The following is a 24,290-nucleotide window of genomic DNA, read 5'->3' on the forward strand; positions in this document are numbered from 1 at the left end:
ATGCCGTGACCAGAGCCCCGGAAAGCAAAAGGGCCGGAGCGCAAAAGGGCCCCGGGAGGCAAAAAGGGCCTGGGCGGCCGGCTAGCGCGACCGCTCCCGGAGCATCTGCTCCAAATCCTTGCTGACCTGCGCGAGTGATGCCATCCGCAAGGCCTTCAGTTCGGCGGCTGTCTGGACGCCATTGCGTTGCGGTGCCGCGGCCGGGGCGCCCGCGCCCGGCTCCTGCTGGATGGACTGTTGCAGACCAGGGGAGAGGGGGTCGAAAAAGAGCTTGCCACGCGTCGTCATGGCGCCACGCTAACGGCCCGCCGTTTCCCGATTTTGAACTTCGGGTTTCGCCGGTGTTAAGCGGGTCCGGGCACCGGGGCAGCGGTACGGTTTGCACCCCTGCGATAAACTTGGAACTTGGCTGTCCGCCAGCCGTTACCGGCCCCGCGCCGCATGCCTGAAACGCTGCGCTGAAAAGCCACCGCTTCCACGTCCAGCGCCCGGGCAGTCCCAACCGCAGCGAAAGTAGCACCGTGTCCCAAGATGTCCTGACCCCCGCCCGGGTCTCTGCCATTCACAAAGAAGCGAACCGGCGTCGTACCTTTGCTGTCATCTCCCACCCTGACGCCGGCAAGTCCACGCTGACCGAGGCGCTCGCCCTGCATGCCAAGGTGATCGGCACCGCCGGTGCCTCCAGCGGCAAGGCCAACCGCAAGGAAACCGTCTCCGACTGGATGCAGATGGAAAAGGACCGCGGCATCTCCATCAGTTCCGCCGCGCTGCAGTTCTCCTACCGGGACACGGTCATCAACCTGCTGGACACCCCCGGCCACGCGGACTTCTCCGAGGACACGTACCGCGTGCTGGCCGCCGTCGACTGCGCCGTGATGCTCGTGGACGCCGCCAAGGGCCTGGAAACCCAGACCATGAAGCTGTTCGAGGTCTGCAAGCAGCGCAACCTGCCCATCATTACCGTCATCAACAAATGGGACCGGCCCGGCCTGGACGCCTTGGCCCTGATGGACGAAATCACCGAGCGTACCGGCCTGCAGCCCATGCCGCTGACCTGGGCCGTCGGAATTTCCGGCGACTTCCGCGGCGTCTGGGACCTGCGCAACGACCGCTTCGCCCGGTTCCAGCGCAATAATGCCGGCGCCCAGATCGCCATCACCGAATATTTCAGCCCCGAGGAAGCCGCGCAGGACCAGGGCAGCAACTGGTCCGACGCCGTGGACGAAGCCGGGCTGGTGATCGAATCCAACCTCGAGTTCGACGTCGACGCCTTCCACGCCGGCAAGGCCACTCCCATCCTGTTCAGCTCCGCCGCGCTCAACTTCGGCGTCAAGGAACTCCTGGACGCCCTGGTGGACTTCGCCCCGCCCGCCGCGCCCCGGCCGGACATCGAGGGCAGCCCCCGCCCGGTGGAGGCACCCTTCTCCGGCTTCGTCTTCAAGGTCCAGGCCGGCATGAACAAAGCCCACCGCGATCACGTGGCCTTCATCCGCGTCTGCTCCGGAGTGTTCGAGCGCGGCATGGTGGTCACCCAGACCCGCACCGGAAAGTCCTTCGCCACGAAGTACGCCCAGCAGGTGTTCGGCCGCGAACGCGAAGTCATCGACGAGGCCTACCCCGGGGACGTGGTGGGCCTGGTCAACGCCTCCTCACTGCGCGTGGGCGACAGCCTGTTCCTCGAGGAACCCGTGGAGTACCCCGCCATCCCGCTGTTCGCGCCCGAGCACTTCCAGGTGGCACGGTCCAAGGACCCCAGCAAGTTCAAGCAGTTCCGCCGCGGCATCGAACAGCTCGAACACGAGGGCGTCATCCAGCTGCTCCGCTCCGACCTCCGCGGCGACCAGGCGCCGGTGCTTGCCGCCGTCGGGCCCATGCAGTTCGAAGTGGTGGAGGACCGCATGGCGCACGACTTCAGCGCCCCCATGCGCCTGGAGCGCCTGTCCTACTCGCTGGCCAGGATCACGACGGCGGATGCCATGCCTGCGCTGGCCAACGTGCCCGGCGCGGAGGTGCTTCTGCGGTCCGACGGCGAATACCTCGCCCTGTTCAACGACGTCTGGGCGCTCCGCCGGATTGAGAAGAACCACCCGGACCTCACCCTGGTGCCCATCGGCACGCACAACCCCGCGAAGTAAGGCGCCATGAACACTTCCCAGCCCCGCGCGCTCGTCACCGGTGCCGGCACCATTAACCCGCTCGGAGCCTCCGTGGCCGAAACCTGGGCGGCACTGACCGCCGGCAAATCGGGCATCGCCGCACTTGACGCCGAATGGGCCGAGCAGCTGCCGGTAAAGATCGCCGGCCAGGTCACGGCTGACCTCTCCGAGTACCTCAGCACCCGCGAGATCAAGCGCATGGACCGCTGCGGCCAGCTGGCGCTCGTCGCTGCCCGGGAAGCGTGGAAGCAGGCGGGCGCACCCGAGGTGGATCCGGAACGTTTCGCCGTGGTGATCGGCTCCGCGTACGGCGGCCTAGGTTCCACGGTGGAGCAGGACCGCATCCTTGCCGCGTCCGGTCCCCGCAAGGTCTCACCCCACACTTTGACCCGGCTCATGGTCAATGGGCCGGCCGCCTGGGTGTCCATCGACCTCGGTGCCCGCGGCGGCGCCCGCACGCCCGTGAGCGCCTGCGCCTCCGGGGCGGAGGCGATTGTCCAGGCAGCCGAGATGATCCTCTCGGGTGCTGCCGACGTCGTGATTGCCGGCGGCGTGGACGCCTCCGTGAACGACCTGGTGATCACCGGTTTCTCCCAGATCCGTGCCCTGTCCACACGCGAAGGCGACCCGCAGGGCGCGTCCCGGCCGTTCGACGGCGGCCGTGACGGCTTTGTGCTGGCTGAGGGCGCCGGCGTCGTGGTCCTCGAAAGCGAGGAACACGCACGGGCCCGCGGTGCCCTGGTGCTCGGCGAGATCGCCGGGGGTGCGGTCACGTCAGACGCCAACGACATCGTCGCCGCAGACCCCGCCATGCAGCGCCGCGTAATGCAGAAGGCGCTCGATGCGGCCGGGATGCAGGCTGCCGACATCGGCTTTGTCCACGCCCATGCCACCTCCACGCCTGTGGGTGACCGGCTTGAGGGCCAGGCCATCAACGCGGTTTTCGGCCCGGACGTGCCCGTCACCTCCACCAAGGGCCACACCGGCCACCTGCTGGGCGGCGCCGGCGCCCTGGCCTCCGTGGTGGTCCTCGAGGCCCTGCGCACCGGGCAGCTGCCCGGGACGTTGAACGTGGAAGCGGTGGACCCGGAGGTGGACCTGAACATCGTTACCGAAACCGCCCGCGACCTGTCCGGCCAGGCAAAGGCGGGACTGGTGAATGCCTTCGGTTTCGGCGGGCATAGCGTGGCCCTGGTGATCACGGGGGCCTAGTCCCCGCACCATTCCAGCGTTTTGGACGCGCAGGCGGTCGACGGGAGCGGGTCAGGCGCGGGCGGGAACCGGTCCTGCTGCCTCCAACGCAGCATCCTGGGCCTCGACGGCGTCTCCTCCGGTGCGGCGCTCCTTCAGGAAGTAGACCAGGCCGGCGGCGACGGTGGACGCGGCAGCCAGCGCGAACAGGCCGGGGATGACGCTGCCCGTCTGCTCCTTGATGATGCCGAAGCCGAACGGTGCCACGAAGCCGCCCAGGTTGCCCAGCGAGTTGATGATGGCGATGGCCGGGGCCAGGACCAGCGGGTGCAGGCCGGACTGGGGGATGGTCCAGAACAGCGGCGAAGCGCTCTTGAAACCCATCGCGGCGATGGCCAGGAAGACCAGCGCCATAACCGGCGAGGCGACGGCGGCGGCGAATGTACCCACGGCGGCCACCAGCAGCGCCACAACCAGCAGCGGCTTCCTGGACCGGGCCCGGTCCTGCAGCTTCGCCGCGAAGTACATGGCGAACACGGCGCAGACCCACGGGATGGAGGACAGGAACCCGACCGTCAGGTCCGTGGTGCCGGGGATCTGCTTGATGATGCTGGGCAGCCAGAACGTGTTGGCGTAGATGGACAGCTGTACCGAGAAGTAGATGGCGCACAGCAGCAGGATCTGCGGGTTCAGCAGCATCTTCCAGCGGTTGACCTTGGCGCCGGCCGCCTTGGTGTGTTGCGCGTCCTCGTCGCTGATGGCCTGGGCCAGGGCGTCCTTCTCGGCCGGGCTCAACCACTTGGCGTCCTTGATTTTGGCGTCCAGGAAGAAGAACACTGCAACGCCGACGACGACGGACAGGGCGCCTTCGAAGCCGAACAACCACTGCCACCCGCGCAGGCCCAGGGCACCGTGGAGGCTGAGCAGCATGCCGGCGATGGGGCCGGAGATCGCGGCGGCGATGGAGGAGCCGGCAATGAAGATGGCGGTTGCCTTGCCGCGCTGCCCGGCCGGGACCCAGCGGGCGAAGTAGAAGATCACGGCAGGGAAGAAGCCGGCCTCCGCCGCGCCCAGCAGGAAGCGCAGGACGTAGAACATGGTTTCGTTCTGGACGAAGGCCATCAGGAAGGATACGGTTCCCCAGCTGACCATGATCCGGGTCAGCCACACCTTGGCACCGTACTTTTCCATCATCACATTGCTGGGAAGCTCGAAGATGGCATAAGCGATGAAGAACAGCCCGGCACCAAAACCGTAGGCCGCGGCGCCGATGCCGACGTCGGCCTGGAGGTGGTCCTGGGCGTACCCAATGTTGGAGCGGTTCAGCTGGTTGCAGACCAGCATCACCAGCATGATGGGCAGCACGCGCTTGAAGAACTTTTTCGTGGCAGTGGCCACGTCCAGGACAGCATTGTCTACAGACTTCATTGACTGTGTTTCCTTAGGTATTGAAATCGCAGGCCGGCCGGGGGCAAGGGAAGTAGTGGGGCACGTCACTGCGGCCCCACTACTTTACCGGACTGCTGCTGGGGAGTGCGCCTTCGCGGGCGCGCCTGGCGGACCAGGCTTTGCGCGCCAGGTTTAGCGGACGAGGCAGGGCCGCTTCGGGTCGAAGGACCAGCCCTCGATGTAGTACTGCATGCCGATGCTGTCATCGCGGGTGTCCAGCCCGTGCTCCAGGTACAGCTTGTGGGCCTTGTCCAGGGCGTCGCGGTCCAGTTCGATGCCCAGGCCGGGCTTGTTGGGAACCTCGATGGCGCCGCCCTTGATCTGCAGCGGTTCCCTCGTCAGGCCCTGGCCGTCCTGCCAGATCCAGTGGGTGTCCAGGGCGGTGATTTCGCCCGGCGCGGCGGCGCCGGTGTGCGTGAACATGGCCAGCGAGATGTCGAAGTGGTTGTTCGAGTGCGAGCCCCAGGTGAGGCCGAACTCCTTGCACAGCTGCGCCACCCGGACCGAGCCGTGCATGGTCCAGAAGTGCGGGTCCGCCAGCGGGATGTCGACGGCGTTGCTGCGGATGGCGTGGGACATTTCCCGCCAGTCCGTGGCGATCATGTTGGTGGCCGTCTTCAGCCCCGTGGCCCGGCGGAACTCCGCCATCACCTCACGCCCCGAGAAGCGCCCCTCGGCACCGCAGGGGTCCTCGGCGTAGGCCACCACACCTTGCATCCGCTTGCCCAGCCGGATGGCTTCCTCAAGGAGCCAGCCGCCGTTGGGATCGAGGGTGACCCGGGCGTCCGGGAAGCGTTTGGCTAGGGCCGTGACAACGTCCACCTCGTCGTCGCCGGACAGCACGCCGCCCTTGAGCTTGAAGTCGCTGAAGCCGTAGCGTTCCTGTGCGGCTTCGGCCAGCGCGACGACGGCTTCCGGAGTCATTGCCTCCTGACGACGGAGCTCCTCCCAACGGTCTGCCGGGGTGCCTTCCACGAGGTACGGGAGGTCCGTGCGTTTATGGTCGCCCACGAAGAACAGGTAGCCGAGCATCGGCACCGAGGTGCGCTGCTGCCCGTCACCGAGCAGTTCCGCCACGGGGACGCCGAGGAACTGGCCATGCAGGTCCAGCAGTGCGGACTCGATTGCGGTCACTGCATGCACAGTGGTGCGCAGGTCGAAGGTCTGCAGGCCGCGGCCGCCGGCGTCGCGGTCAGCGAACTCTGCCGCCACCTCCCGCAGCAGTGAGCGGTAGCGGGCCACCGGCCTGCCCTTGATCAGGGCACCGGCCTCCTCGATGGTGGTGCGGATCTTTTCGCCGCCGGGCACCTCGCCCAGGCCGGTGCGGCCGTCGGAGTCGGTCAGGATGACCACGTTGCGGGTGAAGAAGGGTCCGTGGGCGCCGCTGAGGTTCATCAGCATGCTGTCGTGGCCGGCTACCGGCACGACCTCGACGCCGGCGATGGTGGGCTGGTTGCTCATGCGTTTGCCTCTGCTTTCTCGTCGGCGGGCACGATGTCGCCGTTGATGCGGCGGTTGAGGTGCCAGGGGTTGGTGTCCTGCAGGGGCTCGGGGAGGAGTTCCTGGGGGAGGTTCTGGTAGGCGACCGGGCGGAGGAAGCGGTTGATCGCCAGCGTTCCGACCGAGGTGGTGCGGGAGTCGGAGGTGGCGGGGAAGGGGCCGCCGTGGACCATGGCGTGGCCGACTTCCACACCGGTGGGCCAGCCGTTGACGATGATGCGGCCCACTTTCTGTTCGAGGACGGGGATCAGCGGCGCCGCCGTCGCGTAGTCCTGTTCGGTGAGGTGGAGGGAAGCGGTGAGCTGTCCTTCAATCCGGTCGGCGGCCTGGAGCAGGTCCTCGGTGCTGCGGTAGCGGATCACCAGGGACGCTGCGCCGAAGATTTCCTGGTGCAGCACGTGGTTGCTGGTGAAGTGATCGACGCCGGTGCCGAAGATGGCCGGGGCAGGGGCGTTTTCGGTGGGGCCGGGGGTGCCCTGGCCGATCAGCTCGACGCCGGCGGCGCCGCTGAGTGCCTCGGTTCCGGCGTTCCATGACCCGGCGATGCCTGCGGTGAGCATGGTCTGGCCGGCGCAGGCTGCGACAGCGCGTCCGACGGCGGCAGCCAGTTTGTCGCCGGCCTCGCCTTCGGGGGCGAAGAGCAGGCCGGGGGAGGTGCACAGCTGCCCGGAGCTGCCCGTCACCGCAGTGACGTAGGCGGAGGCGAGGGCATCGATGCTTGCGACGTCTCCGCTGAGGGCGCCGTCGAAGACGAAGACCGGGTTCAACGAGGACATCTCGGCATAGACCGGAATGGGTTCCGGCCGCGCAGCTGCCGTTTTCATCAGGGCGATGCCGGCTGACTGTGAGCCCGTGAAGCCAACGGCTTTGATGGCGGGGTCCGCGACGAGCGCCTGGCCGATGCTGGCGCCGGGGCCGTAGATCAGGGAGAACACGCCCGGGTGCAGGCCGAGGTCCTTGACGGCCTTGGTGACGGCGTGGCCGACGAGTTCGCTGGTGCCCGGGTGGGCGTTGTGGGCCTTGAAGACCACCGGGCAGCCGGCGGCAAGGGCGGAGGCGGCGTCCCCGCCCGCCGTCGAGAACGCCAGCGGGAAGTTGCTGGCGCCGAACACGGCGACTGGGCCGAGCGGGATCTGGCGCTGGCGGATGTCGGCCCGGGGGAGCGGCGTGCGGTCGGGGATGGCGGGGTCGATGCGGGCCCCGCGGAAGTCGCCCTGCCGGACCACGGCGGCGAAGAGCCGCAGCTGCCCGGTGGTGCGGGCGCGTTCGCCCGTCAGGCGTGCTGCCGGGAGGCCGGTTTCCTGGCCGGCGCGGGTAATGAGCTCATCGCCGATGGCCTCGATGTTGTCCGCGATGGCCTCGAGGAACCCGGCGTGGGTCTCCGGGTCCAGGGTGCTGAAGGACGGGAACGCTTCGGCGGCTGCCGTGGTGGCGGCCTTGAGTTGGTCTTCGGTGAGCAGGGTGTAGGCCGGTTCAAGGGCCTCGTTGGTGGCCGGGTTCATCCCGAACGTGGTTTTGCCGTCACCGGCAACCGGCCGGCCGGCGATGAGCGAATGTCCTGTGAGGGTCATGGGTTCCTCCTGTGCTGGGAGAGCGCTGTCTGCGGGGACGGTTAGGAAACGGTGGCGATGAGCGCCTTGAGGTCCGCGAGGTCCTCTTCGGCAAGGTTCTGCAGCGGCGGGCGTACGGGGCCGGCGGAACGGCCGATGGCATCGAGGCCGCCCTTGACGATGGAGACGGCGTAGCCCTTCACGCGGTCGCGGATGTCCAGGTAGGGGATGACGAAGTCGTTGAGCTTCTTGTTCACGGCGGCGCGGTCGTTGTTGCGGACGTCCTGGTAGAAGTCCAGGGCGAACTGCGGGACGAAGTTGTACATGGCGCTGGAGTAAGTGCTCATGCCCAGCTGCAGCAGGGGCAGCGCGAAGGTTTCGGCCGTCGGAAGGCCACCCAGGTAGAACAGGCGGTCACCGAGTTTGGCGTAGACGCGGGCATCGTGTTCGAGGTCGCCCACGCCGTCCTTGAAGCCGATGAGGTTTTCGTGCCGGTCCGCCAGGGCGGCCACGGTGGTGTCCCTGTAGATGGCGTTGGCGCGGTTGTAGATGATGACGCCGAGCGAGGTGGCGCTGCAGATGGCGGAGACGTGCTCGATGAGGCCGTCCTGGTCCGCTTCGGTGAGGTACGGCGGCAGCAGCAGGAGGCCCTCGGCACCGGCGGCCTCGGCGGCCTTCGCATTCTCGATCGCTTGGGCGGTGGACCCGCCGGCAGAGGCGAGGACGGGGACCTGGCTTCCCACTTCCTCGACGGCGGTCCGCACCACGTGCGCCGACTCGGCCGGGGTCAATGAGAAGCCTTCGCCGGTGCCGCCCGCCGCGAAGAGGCCAGCCACAGGGAAGCTGGCCTGCCACGCCAGGTGCTTGCGGTAGTTTTCCTCATCAAACTGCAGCTGGGCGTCGAAGGAGGTGACGGGGAAGGACAGCAGGCCGTCCTTGAGGGTATCCGCGAGTTCCTGGGGTGTGTACTTAGCCACGGTGTGGTCCTTTGGTGTGTGCGCCGCGGGCGGCATGCTGATGGTTCCCCTCCACAGTAGGATCGTCGCTTATGCCTGTCTAAGTGCATTTTTGTATGTATTGATACCTTGGAAGCATGACTAAGTGGTTCTTCCGGGCGCCTATTCCATGGCGAATTCCAGGTCCCGGAGCAGGCGTGCCAGGGCGGGGTTGGTGATCCGGCGGTTCCACAGCGCATGCAGTTCCACCTCCTCTCCGCGCGCTGCTTCCAGGGGCAGGAACTCGACGCCCTTGATCCCGAGCAGGGTGGCCGAATGGGGAACGAAGGCGAGGCCGCGCTTTGCTGCCACGAGCGAGACCATCGTGAGGATCTGGCTGACCGTGTGCACCACGTTGGCGTGGCGGATCGGAAGGGTCTTCACCACGAGGTCGTAGAAGTACCGTGCCTGGGTGGGGGAGTGCATGATGAGCGGCTCGTCCTTGAAGTCCTCGGCGGTGATGTCCCGGCCCAGCTGGGTCAGCGGATGTCCGGACGGGACTGCCAGGACCATCGACTCGCGGTACAGCAGGTGGGAATCGAAGGTTTCACCGTCGAAGGGCGGGCGGGCCAGACCGAGGTCCAGTTCCCCCGTCAACAGGCCGTTGAGCTGCTCGCCGGTCACCAGTTCCTGAAGGTCGATGTCCACGTCGGGGATGATCCCGGAAAGCTCCTCCAGCAGCGGGCCGAGGATACTGAAGCCGCTGGCCGCGGTGAATCCGATGCGGAGGACGCCGGACCGGCCGGACGCAACCCGGCGCGCCGTCAGTGGCGCCCGCTCCGCGAGTGCCATCAGGCGTCGGGCCTCTTCAAGGAACAGCTTGCCGGCCGGGGTGAGCTCCACCTTGCGGTTGTCCCGCTCGAGGAGTTCGGCGCCCACGATCTTCTCGAGCTTCTGGATCTGGCGGCTTAGAGGGGGCTGGGTCATGTTCAGGCGCTCGGCCGCGCGGCCGAAGTGCAGTTCCTCCGCCACGGTGATGAACCCTGCAAGCTGGTCGAAAGTAAACATGATGCCTTCCGGGTATCAAATAATGCCAATTTGGGCTTAGACAGGCATCATAACGGCTCCCTACACTCGACAGAGCGAAACGGGGTGACCCGGTTCACAGGCACTTCGGGTCCCCGCCCGAGACAGAATGAGGAGTTCCAATGAAGCACTTCCCGACCCGCCGCGCCGTCCTCGGAACGGCGTCGGCCTTCACCCTGCTGGCGCTGACCGCCTGCGGCGGCAACGTTGCCGGCGGAGCCGCCAGCACGTCCAAGTACCCCAGCGGCCCCGTCACGATCACCGTGGGCCAGGCTGCCGGCGGCAGCACCGACCTCATCGCCCGGGCGCTTGCGGAAGGTGCCACCAAAACCCTCGGTTCTCCGATGCCCGTCGTCAACAAGCCGGGAGCCAACGGTGCGCTCGCCACCAAGGAAGTGGCAGGCAAGCCGGCAGACGGCCAGGAACTCGTCCTGCTGACCGCGTCGCTGATCACCATCACGCCCCTCGCCGTCAGTGCCGAAGAAGCCGTCAACATCGACGACCTCGACGTCATTGCCGGGCTTTCCCAGGACGACTATGTGCTCGTCGCAAGCACGGCCTCCGGATTCAAGAGCTTCAAGGATGTCACCGACGCCGGCCGCAACGTCACGTTCGGCACCACCGGTGTGGGCACCGGCAGCCAGCTGGCCCAGACCGTCCTGTTCAAGCAGGCCAACGTGCAGGGCACGGACGTCCCCTTCGACAGCGGCAAGCCGGCCCTGACCGCCGTCCTGGGCAACCAGGTGGAACTTGCCACCATCCAGCTGGGCGAGGCCAAGGCGCAGATCGACGCCGGCAAGGTGACGCCGCTGCTCGTCTTTTCGGAGGAGCGCAACACTTTCCTTCCGGATGTCCCCTCCGCGAAGGAAGCCGGCTATGACGTTCCCGTCGCGCAGTACCGCGCCGTGGCAGCTCCCAAGGGAACGCCGGACGACGTGAAGGACAAGCTGCTCGCTGCGTTCCAGGAGACGTTCAAGACGGACGCCTACAAGGAATTCAACGACAAGAACATGCTGACCCCGAAGGAGATCTCCGGTGAGGAAGTCGTCACCGAGTGGAAGGGCTACGCAGCCAAGTACAAGGAGCTGGTGGAGAAGTACGACATCAGCCTGAGCGGAAACAAGTAACAGCAATGGGGACCACTCCAGCAGTGTCCGCCGGACGGGACGGCAGTTCCGCCGTTCCGTCCGGCGGGGACGCCAATGACATGCCCGAAGCGCTGACCCCGGAGCAGCTGGCTGCGCAGTGGGAAGAGGAAAAGCCTCCTGCTGCGGGCGCACTCGCCAACGCTGCCTCATCCCTGGTGGTGCTCGGCGTCGGTGCCGCCGCCTTGATCCTTTCCGTCTCCATGGGGCTCGGCACCCTGCAGGCTCCGCAGCCCGGACTGTGGCCGTTTATGGCCGCCTGCGTGATGGTGGCCCTGGGGCTCTTCCAGCTGATCGTGGGCCGGCACAACCGCGACGCCGAGAAGTTCACCCGGATGTCCTTCGCCCCGCTCGCGGGTTTGGCCACGCTCGCTGCCATGGTGGTCCTGATGCCCCTCATCGGCTTCGAGATCCCGGCCCTGGTCCTGTGCGTGGTCTGGATGCGGTTCCTCGGCGGCGAAACCTGGCGGTCCACCGCACTGGTCAGCGCCCTCGTTGTCGCCGCGTTCTACGGGATCTTCGTCCTGGCGCTCGGCACTTCCATCCCCCACCTCTTCTAGGAGACCACCGTGGATTTCCTCAATCCCGTGCTCAACGGATTTTCCGTCGTCCTGGAGCCGACGAACCTCCTCTACTGCCTGGTCGGCGTCGTTATCGGCATGCTGATCGGTGTGCTGCCCGGACTGGGGCCGGCAGCAACCATCGCCATCCTGCTTCCGCTGACCTACAACGTGGAACCCGTCACGGCGATCATCATGCTGGCCGGCATCTTCTACGGCGCCCAGTACGGCGGCACCATCACCTCCGTCCTGCTGCGGCTTCCCGGCGAGGCGTCATCGGTGGTCACGGTCTTCGACGGCTACCAGATGGCCCGGCAAGGCAAAGCCGGGACTGCGCTGGGCCTGGCCGCCATCGGCTCCTTCGTGGGCGGAACTGCGGCAATCATCGGCCTGACCTTCCTGGCCCCCATCGTGGCCGGCTTCGCCCTGGACTTCGGCGCCCCGGAATATTCGGCGCTGGCCCTCCTGGGCATCCTGCTGGTCGCCACCATCAGCAGCGGCGCCAAAGCCAAAGCCCTTATCGCGGCAGCAATCGGCCTCCTGCTGGCTACCGTCGGACGCGACATGTTCACCGGCGAAAGCCGCTTCACCTTTGGCAGCCTGCAGCTCGCCGACGGCATCGACTTCGTACCCATCGCGATGGGCATCTTCGGCCTCGGGGAGATCCTCTACAACCTGGAGGAGCGGCACCGTGCCGCCAAGGCGCCGTCGAAGGTCTCCAACGTGTGGCCCTCAAAGGGCGACCTGAAGCAGGCGTCCGGCGCCGTGGGCCGGGGCTCTGTGCTCGGCTTCTTCCTCGGCATCCTGCCCGGCGGCGGCGCCACCATCGCCTCCATGGCCTCCTATGCCATGGAAAAGAAGCGCGCCAAGCAGCCGGAACGGTTCGGGAAGGGCGCCCCCGAGGGTGTGGCCGGGCCGGAGACCGCAAACAACGCGGCAGCGACGTCGTCGTTCATTCCGCTGCTGACCCTCGGCATCCCGGCAAACGCCACCATGGCACTCATGTTCGGCGCACTGCTCATCCAGGGCATCCAGCCCGGGCCGCAGCTGGTGGAGCAGAACCCGGAGCTGTTCTGGGGAGTGGTGAACTCGATGTACATCGGCAACATCCTGCTGCTGGTCATGAGCCTGCCCCTCGTGGGAATCTTCGTCCGGATCCTCCGCGTCCGTGCGGCGATCCTGGCTCCGGTCACCGCCCTAATCACCCTGCTGGGTGCCTACACCATCAACAACAGCATGTTCGACGTGACCCTCGTGGTGGTGTTTGGCGTCATCGGCTACCTGATGAAGAAGTTCGGCTTCGAACCCGGTCCGCTGGTCCTGGCCTTCGTCCTGGGTGAACTGCTCGAAAGTTCGCTGCGGCGTTCGCTGCTGGTCTTCGGCGGTGACCCCACGGGGTTCTTCACCAGGCCCATCTCCGCCACCCTGCTGGTTGTCTTTGTGCTGGTCGCCTTCCTGCCGGCCATCCGCAACCTCATCGCAAAGCGCAAGGGTGCCGCAGCGCCTGCCACCACAACCAAGATCGAGGAGAAGGTATGAGCATCATCGTCGGGTTCGTTCCCACGCCGGCCGGTGAAGCGGCGCTTGCCGCAGGCATTTCCGAGGCGCAGTTGCGGAAGGAGGACCTTGTCATCGTGAACTCGGCACGCCAGGGCGCGCTCGTGGACAAATCCGTGGCGCCCGAGGACGTCCTCGCGCAGGCTGCGAAGCGGGCGTCCGACGCCGGGGTGGCGGCGCGCGTGATCCAGCCGCCGTACCAGCACGATCTTGCCGACGAATTCCTCGACGTCGCACGCGAGGTGGACGCCTCGCTCATCGTGATCGGGCTGCGCCACCGCACCCAGGTGGGCAAGTTCATCCTCGGCAGCCACGCCCAGCAGATCCTGATGCAGGCCGACCGGCCCGTCCTGGCAGTCAAGGCCGACGGCGGCCACTTCTGAGTGCCGGCGGCCCGGCGGGGGCCGCCGGCCTTTTCAGCTGTTGCGGATGTGTTCAACCAGCGCGTCAAGGACGGGCAACTGGCCCTTGACCAGCTTCAGCCTCGCGTCCTGCTCCGGGAACCAGCGGGCGTCGTCGATTTCCGGGTAGTGCTGGATCTTCCCTGATCCCTTGGGCCATTCCAAGGAGAAGGTGTTGCTGACGATCCGGTCCGGCTGGAAGTCCTGCTCGGCGGCGTAAACCGTGATGATCTTGCCGGACGGCTGCCGGAACTCGCCCAGAAGCCGGTATTCGGTGGCGGGGGCCGGCGTTCCCATCTCCTCGGCGAACTCGCGCAGGGCCGCCACCAGGGGATCCTCGTCCTGCATGAACTCGCCCTTGGGAATGGACCAGGCGTGGGCGTCCTTGCGCGCCCAGAACGGCCCGCCCATGTGGGCGATCCAGACCTGGAACCCGGGGGGACTGCTTGCGGATCCTGCGGCGGCGGATGCCAGCGCCCTGTCCGTCCTGTACAGCAGGATTCCCGCGCTGCGAACCGGCATTCGGCCTCCTTCTGGCTCCATCCAACAAAAGCGAAAATGCCGTCCGGTGTTAACGCGGAGTTCACGGCCCTGCTTTAGGTTATTCCTTCAGGCACTCCGCTCGAAGGGACCGTCATGGCCAACATTGCCGAGGTTTTGGGACGTCTTACGCCGGAAGAACTTGATGAACTCCGCGGCCTGGGCCCGCAGGGCCACCTGCCGCGGCACCTGCAGGACGCCCTGGACCGCGCAGCCGGAGGTCCTGGTTCCGGGCGCGGGTACTACGTTCCCACCGGAAACGTCAGCGCCACTGGCGGTCCGTTGCTGGTGTTGCGCAGCGACGTCTCCGGCTGGCTCTTCAACTCCCACCGGGACGATCCGGACCAGCTGCCCCGCCACCCCTGACCCCGCTCCAACCTCCTGTCAGGCCGGGAGGGTGAAGGTTACAGTGGTGCCGGCGCCCGGCGTGCTGGCAAGGCTGATGGTTCCTCCGTGCCCCTCCACGATCGTCCTGCTGACCGGAAGCCCCAGGCCGGCGCCGGGAATGGCTGTTTCGCGGGACCTGGCGGAGCGGAAGAACTTGGTGAAGGCCTGCTCCTGTTCCTCAGCGCTCATGCCGATGCCGGAATCCGTGACGGAGCAGACCAACCTGCCGCCGTCCCTGTGTGCATGGACGGTGATCCTGCCGCCCCCGGGTGAGTACTTGACCGCGTTGGACAGAAGGTTGTGCAGGACCTGGCGGATCCGTCCGGGGTCCAGTCGCGCAGGAAGCGGCTGTTCCAGGTCGAGGACGATCGCGCATCCGTTGCCCCCCGCCGGTGCAGTTGCGGCGTTAGCGACCTCGGTGACCACCTGCGCGAGGTCGGCCGGCTCCGTGGTCAGTTCCACCCTTTCCGAGGCGACCGCGATAAGGTCGTTGACCAGGGCCAGCAGGTGGCCGGCATTGCGGTGGACCACCAGGAGTTCTTCCCGGATGTCCTCGTGTCCGGGCTCGTCGAGGACCAGCTCCAGATAGCCGAGAATCGAGGTCAGCGGTGTCCGTAGCTCGTGGGACACAGTGGCGACGAAGTCATCCTTGGCAGCCAGGGCACGGATCAGGGTTGTCACGTCCACGAAGGTGATAACCGCGCCGCCCGGCTGGCCCTTGGTGGCAGGAAAGCCGTGCGAGCTGACCGAGTAGGCGCGCTGGCCGTTCTCTGGTCCGGTCCAGTACAGCTCGTCGGCGAGGGCTTCGCCGGCGGCGGCCCGGGCAGCAGGCAACCCGCCGGCGGGTACCGGGGTGGACCTGTCGGCGGCCAGCAGCAGCCCCTGCCGGCCGGGGTCCTCCATGAGCAAGGACAGGGCCGGGTCCGCCTGCAGGGTTTTGTTCGCCAGGATGGTTCTGCCCCGGTGGTCCACCACCCAGACGCCCACGCCAACTGCCCCGAGCACTGCATCGAGAAGGCGCTGCCGGCGGACACTCTCTCCCAGTGTTTCTCCCAGGACATGCTCGCTGCGGACCAGTTTGGCCCGCTGGCGGCTGATGGTCCCGGACACCACGTGGGCTGTCACGGCGATGACAGACATGACCAGGGGCAGGAAGATGGTACGGATGACCGAATTCCCGCCGGGCGGGGAACCTGCCACCACCGACGGGACGAGCGTACTGAGCAGGGTTGCGGCGATGGCCAGGAACACCATGTACCGGCGGCGTTGCGCCGAGAGCCAGATGACGGGGAAGACCAGCATCAGGCTCAGGACATTAAAGGCAGGCCCGCCCGCCTCCCTTGTGTAGGCAATGGCAATACAGTCAAGGACGGGTATCACCGCGAAAGCCCCGTAGGGCAGCCTGTTCCAGGGGATGGCAAGGCATGCGGCGAAGATTCCGAGGTGGGCCCCGATGGTCAAACGGAAAGCTGTGTCTGCGAGCGTCTCGGGGCTGAACAAGGCCGCAGCAAGTACTACGAGACCCACGGTCAGGGTCAAGGGCAGCTGGCTGACCACCACCCGGCTGCGCATGCTGAGCCCGCCGAACAGCCCATCCAGCCGGTCCGTGGCCACGGGCGGTTCCGGTCCGGCCCCGGTGCCGCCGGACACTCCAGCGGCTTCTTCCTGTTGTTGAATCATCCCGCCCCCCAGCGCGACAGATGGAACCCCCTGCTGCTTGAAGGTGCTGAAGCCTAGGGTAGCCGCGAACACGGCACAGGTGAACACTGTTACCGCATCCCGTGGACGCTGGCGGATCAGCCGATCAGCAGGCTGAGGGCCTCCGTCAGGTGCTCCACCTCGCGCACCGAGAACCCGGCCGGAACCGGTCCCGGCCCGGTATGGCTGGCCGGAACCACGGCATGGGTGAAGCCCAGCCGGTGGGCCTCCTGGATGCGCTGGTTGATGCCCGGAACAGGCCTGACCTCACCGGCGAGCCCCACCTCACCGAAGGCGATCAGGCGGATGGGCAGCGGCTTGCGGGCCTTTGCCGAGGCCACGGCCAGGGCAACCGCCAGGTCCGTGGCGGGCTCGCTGAGCTTCACGCCGCCCACGGTCGCCACGTAGGAGTCATCCTTGTGCAGCAGGGTACCGGCGCGCTGCTGCAGCACGGCCAGCAGCATCGATACCCGGGAGCTGTCCAGCCCACTGGTGGCGCGGCGCGGCTGGGAGTTGGGACTCTCGGCGAGCAATGACTGCACCTCGGCCAGCAGCGGGCGCCTGCCCTCCATGGTCACGGTAATGCAGGTTCCGGAGACCGGATCCTTGGTCCGGCTGACGAACAACCCGCTCGGGTCCGCCAGGCCTTCGATGCCGTTCTCATTCAGGTCGAAGCAGCCAACATCATCCGTGGGCCCGTACCTGTTCTTGACGGCCCGGAGCAGGCGCAGCCGGGAGTGCCGCTCACCTTCGAACTGGCAGACCACGTCCACCAGGTGCTCCAGCAGCCTGGGCCCGGCAATGGACCCGTCCTTGGTCACGTGGCCCACCAGCAGGGTGGTCATGTTCCGCCGCTTGGCCGCGGCGATGATGGAGGCGGCCACTTCCCGGACCTGCGACACGCCGCCGGCGCTGCCATCAACGTCCGCGCTGCTGAGTGTCTGCACGGAGTCCACGATCAGCAGCCTTGGCTCGATCTTCTCCACCTGTCCCAGCGCCTGGCCCAGGTCGGTCTCGGCGGACAGGTAAAGGGAATCCGCGACGGCGTCAATCCGCTCGGCGCGCAGCTTCACCTGGGCCGCGGACTCCTCGCCGGTAACGTACAGGACGTCCTGGGCGGTGCGGGCGAATTTTGCCGCGACATCCAGGAGTAGGGTTGACTTGCCGACACCCGGCTCGCCGGCCAGCAGGATCACCGCTCCCGGAACCAGCCCACCGCCCAGCACCCGGTCGAGTTCGTCCAACCCGGTGGGCAGGAACGCCGCGGTGGTGGCGTCCACCTCTGCAATGGGGCGGGCCGGGTCCACAACCGTTGTGGCCGCCGTCGTGCGCGCGACGGCCGTGCCCGTTTCTTCGACGCTGCCCCATGCCTGGCACTCACCGCAGCGGCCCACCCACTTGACCGTGGTCCAGCCGCATTCGACGCATTTGTACGCGGGTGCCTTGGACGCCCGGGAAGCTTTTGTTGCCATGCGTTCAACCCTAGCGGCGGCCACCGACAATCCACGCCCGCCGTATCCAGGCCTCACGGTTCACGGGTCTTCCGGCCCTGTTTGCCACGTCTTCCATACCCCTACGCTGGCTCACGGGGGAGCCAGCGAGCGAGGGAAGGACCCGGGATGAAGATTACAAGGCGGCAACTCCTCCAGGCCGGGGCGCTGGCGGGGGCAGGGGTTCTGGCCGGAGCGCCCGTCACGGGCACCCGGGCAAGGGCGGCGCGCGTGTTGCCGGGGATGTTCACGGAACAGCTTCCGACTTTGGCGGAGCTGGGTGTCCTCGACCTGAGGGGCGGTGGCAAAGGTGAGTTGTGGATGCGCAATGCCCGCCACAGTTTCCACCCGGGGCTGGGATTGACGGACACGCTCGCCTACCAGGAGGCCGGCTCATCCTGCACCTATCTGGGCCCGGTGATTATTGCGGAGCGCGGGAAAGCGTTTGAGCTGACTGTGCATAATGCGATCGCAGGGCACCCGCTTGCGTTTGCCCTGGACACGGAACTGGTACCCGCGGGCAGCAACGATGCCCTATTCCCCAGAACATCCACGCACCTGCATGGCGGCAACACCCGGCCGGAGTCCGACGGCGGCCCGGAACAGGTCTTCCTCCCCGGCGGTTCGTACACCTACAGCTATGACAACAACCAGGACGCGGCCGGGCTGTGGTACCACGACCACGCCCTGGGGATCACGCGGTTAAACGTCTACGCCGGACTGGCCGGCGGATACCTGATCCGGGATACCCCCGGCCCGGGCGGGACAGGCATAGATACCGGCGATGGAACATTCCTTCCCCCGCCACCCTACGAGGTTCCGCTCATCATCCAGGACCGGATATTCAACGCCGACGGTTCCTTCGCGTATCCGCCCAACGGCGAGCTCACGCTGGCCGACGGCACCCCGCGCCCGTGGGCGCCTGAGTTCTTCGGCGATACCGCGACGGTTAACGGGAAGTGCTGGCCCAACCTTGACGTCGCCCGCGGAAAGTACCGCTTCAGGGTGTTCAACGGATCCAACTCCAGGTTCTACAACCTCAAGTTCGCTGGAGACACGGCAATGGATTTCCACCAGATAGGCTCCGACGGCGGTCTGCTGGACCGGCCGGTGAGGCTCAACAAGCTGGTCCTCGGGCCCGGCGAGCGGGCGGACATCGTGGTGGATTTCTCCGGGCTCGTGCCGGGCTCGGCAGTGACGCTGACCAACAACGCCCGCACGCCCTTCCCCGACGGGCCAGTGGCACGGGTCCGGGGCGGCTCGCCGCTGCAGCAAATCATGCGTTTCACCGTTCTGGCCGAGCAGGGCTACACAACGCCCCTGCCCGGGCAGCTGCGAGCGCAGCCACTGGTGCGGCTGGCGCAGGTGCCCCCGGTGGCCACCCGGTACATGCCCCTTGTCGAGGTCCTCAACCCCGCCGGTGTGCCGATCATGGCACTCCTCAACAACAGGAGGTTCGACAGCCCGGACATTACCCGGGTGCAGTCCGACACCCTGGAACAGTGGGAACTCGTCAACACCACGGTGGATGCCCACCCGATCCACCTCCATTTCACCCAGTTCCAGGTCCTGGACCGGCAGCGGCTGGACGTCGGAGCGTATCTTGCCGCCACCGGCTACATCGACCCCGCCACCGGCCTGGTGACCCCGGGCCGCGGCGGTGCCGTCCCGGCCGGACCCTTCGTGTATGGCCGTCCAAAACCGGCTCCCGCGCAGGAACAGGGATGGAAGGACACCGTGGTGGCCATGCCGGGGGAGGTGACGCGGATCCTGGTTCCGTTCGGTGCTGCCGCCGCCGGCGGGGCAGCACTGGCGATCGGTTCGTCGTTTAAGGGTGAGTACGTGTGGCATTGCCACATCCTTGAGCATGAGGACAACGACATGATGCAGCGGTACGCCATCGAGTAGGGCTGCCGTAATGCCCGCCTACGCTGCCGGGCCTACAGAGCAGGCAGCACGTCCCGGGCCTCGCGGGCGTCCATGCCGGTGGCCTCGAGAAGGTCCACCATCAGCGGCCGGAACAGCATCACCACGGTCTCTCCCTCCAGCCGCTGGACTTCCAGCAGTTGGGGGTGCAGGCGCAGTGCGATCTCGCTGAGGTCGTTGCGGGCCGTGCGCAGGTGGGCGCGGCGGACGCCGTCGTGCGTTTCCGCCAGCCCCAGGGACAACTCCTCAACCGCGGCAGCGGTTTCCTGCAGCACCTCCGCGATGTTCTCCGTCGCCTCATCCGACAACGCTGCATGGTTGATGGCACTCGTGAGCCTGCGGGCGAACACGCGGCTGTTCCGGAGCGCCAGGTCGATGAAATCGAGGGACACCTTCAGCGAATCCAGCTCTTCCCGGTGCCGGCGGTAAGCCGGGGCCAGCCGCGCCACCTCGCCCGACGCGCGCAGCGAGTGCCGCATCCCGTCCACCAGGGGCTGGCAGTTGCGGCCGCGGACCAGCGCGTGCCACGCCCTCGTTGAATCACTGTCCACGAGCGCTTCGGCACACTCGCGCAGCACCTCGGCCAGCTCGTGCAACAGCTTTTGGACGTCCTTGCGCGGCTCCCGCCGTGGGTCCTTCGGCACCAGGATGGTCACCAGCAGGGCAAACAAACCCCCGACGACGGCGTCAATGCTGCGCGTGAACGGCCCGCCGGACGGGGCGGGCAGCAGCACCACCAGCAGCGACTGCAGGGCCAGCTGCGTGGTGAAGATGTTTCCGCTGTCCAGGAAACGGGCCAGCAGGATGGAGAACAGAAGGACGACGGCGGCCTGCCAGATCCCGCCGCCCAGCCAGTGCAGGAGCAGGTCGCCGACGGCGATGCCGATGGTGCAGCCCAGGCCCACCTCCAGCACGCGCCGCAGGCGGGGCTCGCGGGAAAACCCGAGGGAGATCAGCGACGACGTGGCCGCGAACAACGGGCCTGAGTGTCCCAGCACGTATTCGGCAAAAGCGTAGGCGCCGACGGCACAGACGGTCATTTGGACGGCGGGGAACAGCGAGTTGCGGCTCCTGATCATGCCGGTACGGAACCGGCTGCGCAGGAAGCGCCTGCCTGCTGAAATTCCTGCTGCGGGGGCCATGCGGTCCAGTCTATTGGCTGCCCCGGCCGCGGCATTCCCGCCGTTCCCACTACGCCCGCGATGTGACCTGCGCAATGGTGACCGGGCAATTGTCAGCGATTATCCGGCCGTCGTTAATGTTTCGTTCACCTTGGGCAGCCCATCCCGTTACCTGCGGCCCCTAACTTTCTTGGAAGTACAAAAGGTACGCATCGCGCAGCAGGGTTCTCCGTCCCTGCCCCGCACTGAATAACCCTGGAAGGGGTACACGTAGTGAAGGCATCCCGCTTCGGCCGCCACGCGGCTATCGCTGTTATCGCAGCCGGCGCACTCGCGCTCACCGCCTGCGGTTCAGACAACGCCACCGGCACCACCCCTGGAGGCGAACAGACTTCGTCCGGCCCCAAGGTCACCGGCACGCTCACCGGCATCGGCGCATCCTCCACGGGTGCGGCCATGGACGCCTGGAAGGCCGGCTTCGCCGCCGCCAACCAGGGCGCCACCGTTCAGTACTCCCCGGACGGTTCCGGTGCAGGCCGCAAGGCGCTCATCGACGGCTCCGCCCAGTTCGCCGGCTCCGACGCCTACCTGAAGGACGACGAGCTGGAAGCCTCCAAGGCCGTGTGCGGCCCGGACGGCGCCATCAACATCCCCGTGTACATCTCGCCGATCGCTGTCGCCTTCAACCTGCCCGGCATCGAAGAGCTGAAGCTGGATGCCGCAACCGTGGCCAAGATCTTCCGCGGCGAAATCGCCAACTGGAACGACCCCGCCATCGCAGCGCTGAACGAGGGCGTCACCCTTCCCGACCTGAAGGTCACCCCGGTGAACCGCTCGGACGACTCCGGCACCACCACCAACTTCACCGACTACCTGGCCTCCGCTGCTCCCGAGGTCTGGACGGACAAGTCCTCGGGCGTTTGGCCCGCCAGCCTGCAGGGTGAGAACGCCAAGGGCACCTCCGGCGTCGTCAAGACTGTCACCGACACCCCGGGTGCCGTGACCTACGCCGACGACTCCGCTGTTGGCGGCAAGCTCGGTACCGCCTCCATCAAGGTGGGCGAAGAGTTCGTCGAGATCTCCGCCGACGCCGCAGCCAAGGCCGTCGAAGCAGGCTCCCCGGTGGAGGGCCGCTCCGCCAACGACGTCGCCATCAAGCTGGACCGCAAGACCACCGAGTCCGGCGCGTACCCGGTCGTCCTCGTCTCCTACCACGTGGTCTGCAGCACCTACAGCAGCCAGGAAACCGTCGACCTGGTGAAGGCCTTCGAGAACTACGTAGTTTCCGAGGAAGGCCAGCAGACCGCTGCGGATTCCGCAAAGTCGGCCCCGCTTTCCTCCGCCCTTGCGGAGAAGGCAACCAAGGCCATCGAATCCATCAAGGTCAAGTCCTAATCAACGCGCACCAACACCGGGTTCCCCGCACTGCCGCAAGGCAGTGCGGGGAACTTCGGTGTGCCCGCACCACTTTTCCAGTGTCAGTTAACGATCGAAGGGCCGTCGAATGACCGCCACCCCCCTGACCAGCACCCAGGGCGCCGGCCGTGCCGGTGACAAAGTCTTCTCCGGTGCCGCCCTGGCCGCCGGCTGCCTCATCCTCGCCGTCCTGTTCGGCGTCGCACTGTTCCTGGTGGTCCAGGCAATCCCGGCGCTGACCGCCCCGGCCGCCCAGATCCAGGGCGGGGCGGGCTTCTTCGCCTACATCTGGCCCATTGTGATCGGCACGCTCATCGCCGCCGTGATCGCCCTTGTCATCGCGACGCCGATCGCCATCGGTGTAGCCCTGTTCATCTCGCACTTCGCCCCGCGCGGCCTCGCCGCCGGCCTGGGCTACGTGGTGGACCTGCTCGCCGCCATCCCGTCCGTTATCTACGGCGCATGGGGTGCCGCGTTCCTGGCGAAGGAAATTTCCCCGGCCTACAACTGGCTCGCGGACAACATGGGCTGGCTTCCCATCTTCCAGGGGCCCGCCTCTGCCACCGGCAAGACGATTCTCACGGCAGGCATCGTCCTGTCCGTCATGGTCCTGCCCATCATCACCTCCCTGTCCCGTGAAATCTTCCTGCAGACCCCCAAACTGCACGAGGAAGCCGCCCTCGCCCTGGGTGCCACGCGCTGGGAAATGATCAAGATGGCCGTCCTGCCCTTTGCCCGGCCCGGCATCATCAGCGCCGTCATGCTGGGTCTGGGCCGCGCGCTGGGCGAAACCATGGCCGTGGCACTGGTCCTCTCCTCCGGCGCCCTGACTGCCAGCCTCATCCAGTCCGGCAACCAGACCATCGCCGCCGAGATCGCGCTGAACTTCCCGGAGGCCAGCGGGCTCAAGGTCAGCACCCTGATTGCGGCAGGCCTGGTCCTGTTCGTCATCACCCTGGCCGTGAACATGATCGCGCGCTGGATCATCACCCGGCACAAAGAATTCTCGGGAGCCAACTAAATGACCTCCACGCTTACCCCGGTGCGCAGCAAGCGCTCGGCACTGACCAAGGGCCAGCTGCCCAAATACGCCCCCTACGTGGTCCTCGCCGCGGCCCTCATCATTGGCGCCGCCATCCTGGCCCTGGTGGGATTCAACGCCTTCGGTTGGGGCATCGTCTCAGCACTGCTGTTCGCGGTGGGACTGGTGTCCTGGAGCGCCGTCGTCGAAGGTTCCCGCAAGGCCAAGGACAAGCTGGCCACGTGCCTGGTGGTGGGATCCTTCCTGATCGCCCTGCTGCCACTCATCTCCGTGATCTGGACCGTGCTGGTCAACGGTGTTCCCGGACTCCTGAACCCCGGGTTCCTCAGCAACTCCATGAACGGCGTTACCGGAATCTATGACAACCGCGCGGTGGAGAAAGGTGCGCCGGTGCTGGGCGGCATCTACCACGCACTGCTCGGCACCGTACAGATCACCCTGCTGGCCACCCTCATCTCGGTCCCGGTCGGACTGCTCACGGCCATCTACCTCGTCGAATACGGCAACGACGGCCGGCTGGCCCGCGCCATCACGTTCTTCGTGGACGTCATGACCGGCATCCCGTCCATCGTGGCCGGCCTGTTCGCCGCCGCCTTCTTCTTCGCGGTGGTGGGCCCGGGCACCAAGACCGGTGCGGTAGCCGCCGTCGCCCTTTCGGTACTGATGATCCCGGTGGTGGTCCGCTCCAGCGAGGAAATGCTGAAGATCGTCCCCAACGAGCTGCGGGAGGCCGCGTACGCGCTGGGCGTCCGCAAGTGGCGGACCATCGTCAAGGTCGTCATCCCGACGGCGATCTCCGGCATTGCGTCCGGCGTCACCCTCGCTATCGCCCGGGTCATCGGCGAGACCGCGCCCATCCTGGTCACCGCGGGCTTCGCCACGAGCATCAACTCCAACGTCTTCAGCGGCTGGATGGCCTCCCTGCCCACGTTCATCTACACGCAGATCCTGAACCCCACCTCGCCGGCCAACCCGGACCCGTCGAACCAGCGTGCCTGGGGCGCGGCGCTGGTGCTGATCATCCTGGTGATGATCCTCAACCTGGCCGCCCGACTCATCGCCCGCGTCTTCGCCCCCAAAACCGGCCGCTGACCGGTTCACCTTTTTCCCGCCCACCTGTCCAGGCAGCCGGCCGGAACC

At 66.9% G+C, this 24,290-nt stretch carries 21 protein-coding genes; 11 read left to right on the plus strand and 10 right to left on the minus strand.

The window, feature by feature from the left end:
• Positions 1-81 precede the first annotated feature (81 nt).
• Positions 82-288 carry a hypothetical protein gene (locus ACYQ1Z_RS12710; protein WP_459792887.1) on the minus strand — a complete coding sequence of 69 codons (207 nt, stop codon included), beginning with the start codon at positions 286-288 and terminating at the stop codon, positions 82-84.
• Between the two features lie 233 nt (positions 289-521).
• Here ACYQ1Z_RS12710 and ACYQ1Z_RS12715 point away from each other — a divergent pair, with 233 nt between their 5' ends.
• Together ACYQ1Z_RS12715 and ACYQ1Z_RS12720 are read left to right on the plus strand one after the other, a co-directional pair.
• Positions 522-2,135, plus strand: coding sequence for a peptide chain release factor 3 (locus tag ACYQ1Z_RS12715; protein ID WP_459792888.1), 1,614 nt, complete (start codon positions 522-524; stop codon positions 2,133-2,135).
• Positions 2,136-2,141: 6 nt separating this feature from the next.
• The gene (locus ACYQ1Z_RS12720) at positions 2,142-3,368 is read left to right on the plus strand and encodes a beta-ketoacyl-[acyl-carrier-protein] synthase family protein (protein WP_459792889.1); all 1,227 of its coding nucleotides are present in this window, start codon (positions 2,142-2,144) and stop codon (positions 3,366-3,368) included.
• 51 nt (positions 3,369-3,419) lie between these two features.
• Here ACYQ1Z_RS12720 and ACYQ1Z_RS12725 read toward each other — a convergent pair whose 3' ends face one another.
• From ACYQ1Z_RS12725 to ACYQ1Z_RS12745, 5 genes are all read right to left on the minus strand, one after another.
• Positions 3,420-4,775, minus strand: coding sequence for an MFS transporter (locus ACYQ1Z_RS12725; RefSeq protein WP_459792890.1), 1,356 nt, complete (start codon positions 4,773-4,775; stop codon positions 3,420-3,422).
• 153 nt (positions 4,776-4,928) lie between these two features.
• Positions 4,929-6,257, minus strand: a complete 1,329-nt coding sequence (locus ACYQ1Z_RS12730; protein ID WP_459792891.1) for an enolase C-terminal domain-like protein — start codon at positions 6,255-6,257, stop codon at positions 4,929-4,931.
• The gene (locus tag ACYQ1Z_RS12735) at positions 6,254-7,867 is read right to left on the minus strand and encodes an aldehyde dehydrogenase (NADP(+)) (RefSeq protein ID WP_459792892.1); all 1,614 of its coding nucleotides are present in this window, start codon (positions 7,865-7,867) and stop codon (positions 6,254-6,256) included. The genes ACYQ1Z_RS12730 and ACYQ1Z_RS12735 overlap by 4 nt, the downstream gene beginning before the upstream one ends.
• Positions 7,868-7,908: 41 nt before the next feature.
• A complete protein-coding gene (kdgD, locus tag ACYQ1Z_RS12740) occupies positions 7,909-8,823 on the minus strand; it encodes a 5-dehydro-4-deoxyglucarate dehydratase (RefSeq protein WP_459792893.1) in 915 nt (304 codons plus the stop codon).
• Positions 8,824-8,964: 141 nt separating this feature from the next.
• Positions 8,965-9,849 carry a LysR family transcriptional regulator gene (locus ACYQ1Z_RS12745; protein ID WP_459792894.1) on the minus strand — a complete coding sequence of 295 codons (885 nt, stop codon included), beginning with the start codon at positions 9,847-9,849 and terminating at the stop codon, positions 8,965-8,967.
• Between the two features lie 140 nt (positions 9,850-9,989).
• Between ACYQ1Z_RS12745 and ACYQ1Z_RS12750 the strand changes: the two genes are divergently transcribed.
• The 4 genes from ACYQ1Z_RS12750 to ACYQ1Z_RS12765 are packed head-to-tail and all read left to right on the plus strand — an operon-like array spanning position 9,990 to position 13,512.
• Entirely contained in the window at positions 9,990-10,994 is a 1,005-nt protein-coding gene (locus ACYQ1Z_RS12750) for a Bug family tripartite tricarboxylate transporter substrate binding protein (protein ID WP_459792895.1), read from the plus strand.
• A 5-nt stretch (positions 10,995-10,999) separates the two neighbouring features.
• A complete protein-coding gene (locus tag ACYQ1Z_RS12755) occupies positions 11,000-11,572 on the plus strand; it encodes a tripartite tricarboxylate transporter TctB family protein (protein ID WP_459792896.1) in 573 nt (190 codons plus the stop codon).
• Between the two features lie 9 nt (positions 11,573-11,581).
• Positions 11,582-13,111 carry a tripartite tricarboxylate transporter permease gene (locus tag ACYQ1Z_RS12760; protein ID WP_459792897.1) on the plus strand — a complete coding sequence of 510 codons (1,530 nt, stop codon included), beginning with the start codon at positions 11,582-11,584 and terminating at the stop codon, positions 13,109-13,111.
• A complete protein-coding gene (locus ACYQ1Z_RS12765; protein ID WP_459792898.1) occupies positions 13,108-13,512 on the plus strand; it encodes a universal stress protein in 405 nt (134 codons plus the stop codon). The genes ACYQ1Z_RS12760 and ACYQ1Z_RS12765 overlap by 4 nt, the downstream gene beginning before the upstream one ends.
• 33 nt (positions 13,513-13,545) lie before the next feature.
• On the opposite strand, the gene ACYQ1Z_RS12770 is transcribed toward ACYQ1Z_RS12765, so the two are convergent.
• Positions 13,546-14,052, minus strand: a complete 507-nt coding sequence (locus tag ACYQ1Z_RS12770; protein ID WP_459792899.1) for an NUDIX domain-containing protein — start codon at positions 14,050-14,052, stop codon at positions 13,546-13,548.
• Positions 14,053-14,166: 114 nt separating this feature from the next.
• On the opposite strand from ACYQ1Z_RS12770, the gene ACYQ1Z_RS12775 reads away from it, so the two are divergent.
• Positions 14,167-14,436, plus strand: coding sequence for a hypothetical protein (locus ACYQ1Z_RS12775; RefSeq protein WP_459792900.1), 270 nt, complete (start codon positions 14,167-14,169; stop codon positions 14,434-14,436).
• Positions 14,437-14,454: 18 nt separating this feature from the next.
• On the opposite strand, the gene ACYQ1Z_RS12780 is transcribed toward ACYQ1Z_RS12775, so the two are convergent.
• Entirely contained in the window at positions 14,455-16,137 is a 1,683-nt protein-coding gene (locus tag ACYQ1Z_RS12780; RefSeq protein ID WP_459792901.1) for a sensor histidine kinase, read from the minus strand.
• A 116-nt stretch (positions 16,138-16,253) separates the two neighbouring features.
• Complete coding sequence (gene radA / locus ACYQ1Z_RS12785; protein WP_459792902.1) at positions 16,254-17,627, minus strand: DNA repair protein RadA; 1,374 nt, start codon at positions 17,625-17,627, stop codon at positions 16,254-16,256.
• Positions 17,628-17,774: 147 nt separating this feature from the next.
• On the opposite strand from radA, the gene ACYQ1Z_RS12790 reads away from it, so the two are divergent.
• Positions 17,775-19,553 (plus strand): multicopper oxidase family protein, encoded by a 1,779-nt coding sequence (locus ACYQ1Z_RS12790; RefSeq protein ID WP_459792903.1) that lies wholly within the window; start codon positions 17,775-17,777, stop codon positions 19,551-19,553.
• Positions 19,554-19,585: 32 nt separating this feature from the next.
• Here ACYQ1Z_RS12790 and ACYQ1Z_RS12795 read toward each other — a convergent pair whose 3' ends face one another.
• Positions 19,586-20,713: an FUSC family protein gene (locus ACYQ1Z_RS12795; RefSeq protein ID WP_459792904.1), complete on the minus strand. Its 1,128-nt coding sequence runs from the start codon at positions 20,711-20,713 to the stop codon at positions 19,586-19,588.
• A 252-nt stretch (positions 20,714-20,965) separates the two neighbouring features.
• Here ACYQ1Z_RS12795 and pstS point away from each other — a divergent pair, with 252 nt between their 5' ends.
• The 3 genes from pstS to pstA all read left to right on the plus strand — a co-directional run bounded on the left by pstS (position 20,966) and on the right by pstA (position 24,242).
• Positions 20,966-22,087, plus strand: coding sequence for a phosphate ABC transporter substrate-binding protein PstS (gene pstS, locus ACYQ1Z_RS12800; protein WP_459792905.1), 1,122 nt, complete (start codon positions 20,966-20,968; stop codon positions 22,085-22,087).
• A 109-nt stretch (positions 22,088-22,196) separates the two neighbouring features.
• Positions 22,197-23,129, plus strand: coding sequence for a phosphate ABC transporter permease subunit PstC (gene pstC, locus ACYQ1Z_RS12805; RefSeq protein WP_459792906.1), 933 nt, complete (start codon positions 22,197-22,199; stop codon positions 23,127-23,129).
• A complete protein-coding gene (pstA, locus tag ACYQ1Z_RS12810; protein ID WP_459792907.1) occupies positions 23,130-24,242 on the plus strand; it encodes a phosphate ABC transporter permease PstA in 1,113 nt (370 codons plus the stop codon).
• Positions 24,243-24,290 lie beyond the last annotated feature (48 nt).

It is taken from the genome of Arthrobacter sp. AD-310, from assembly GCF_054656615.1.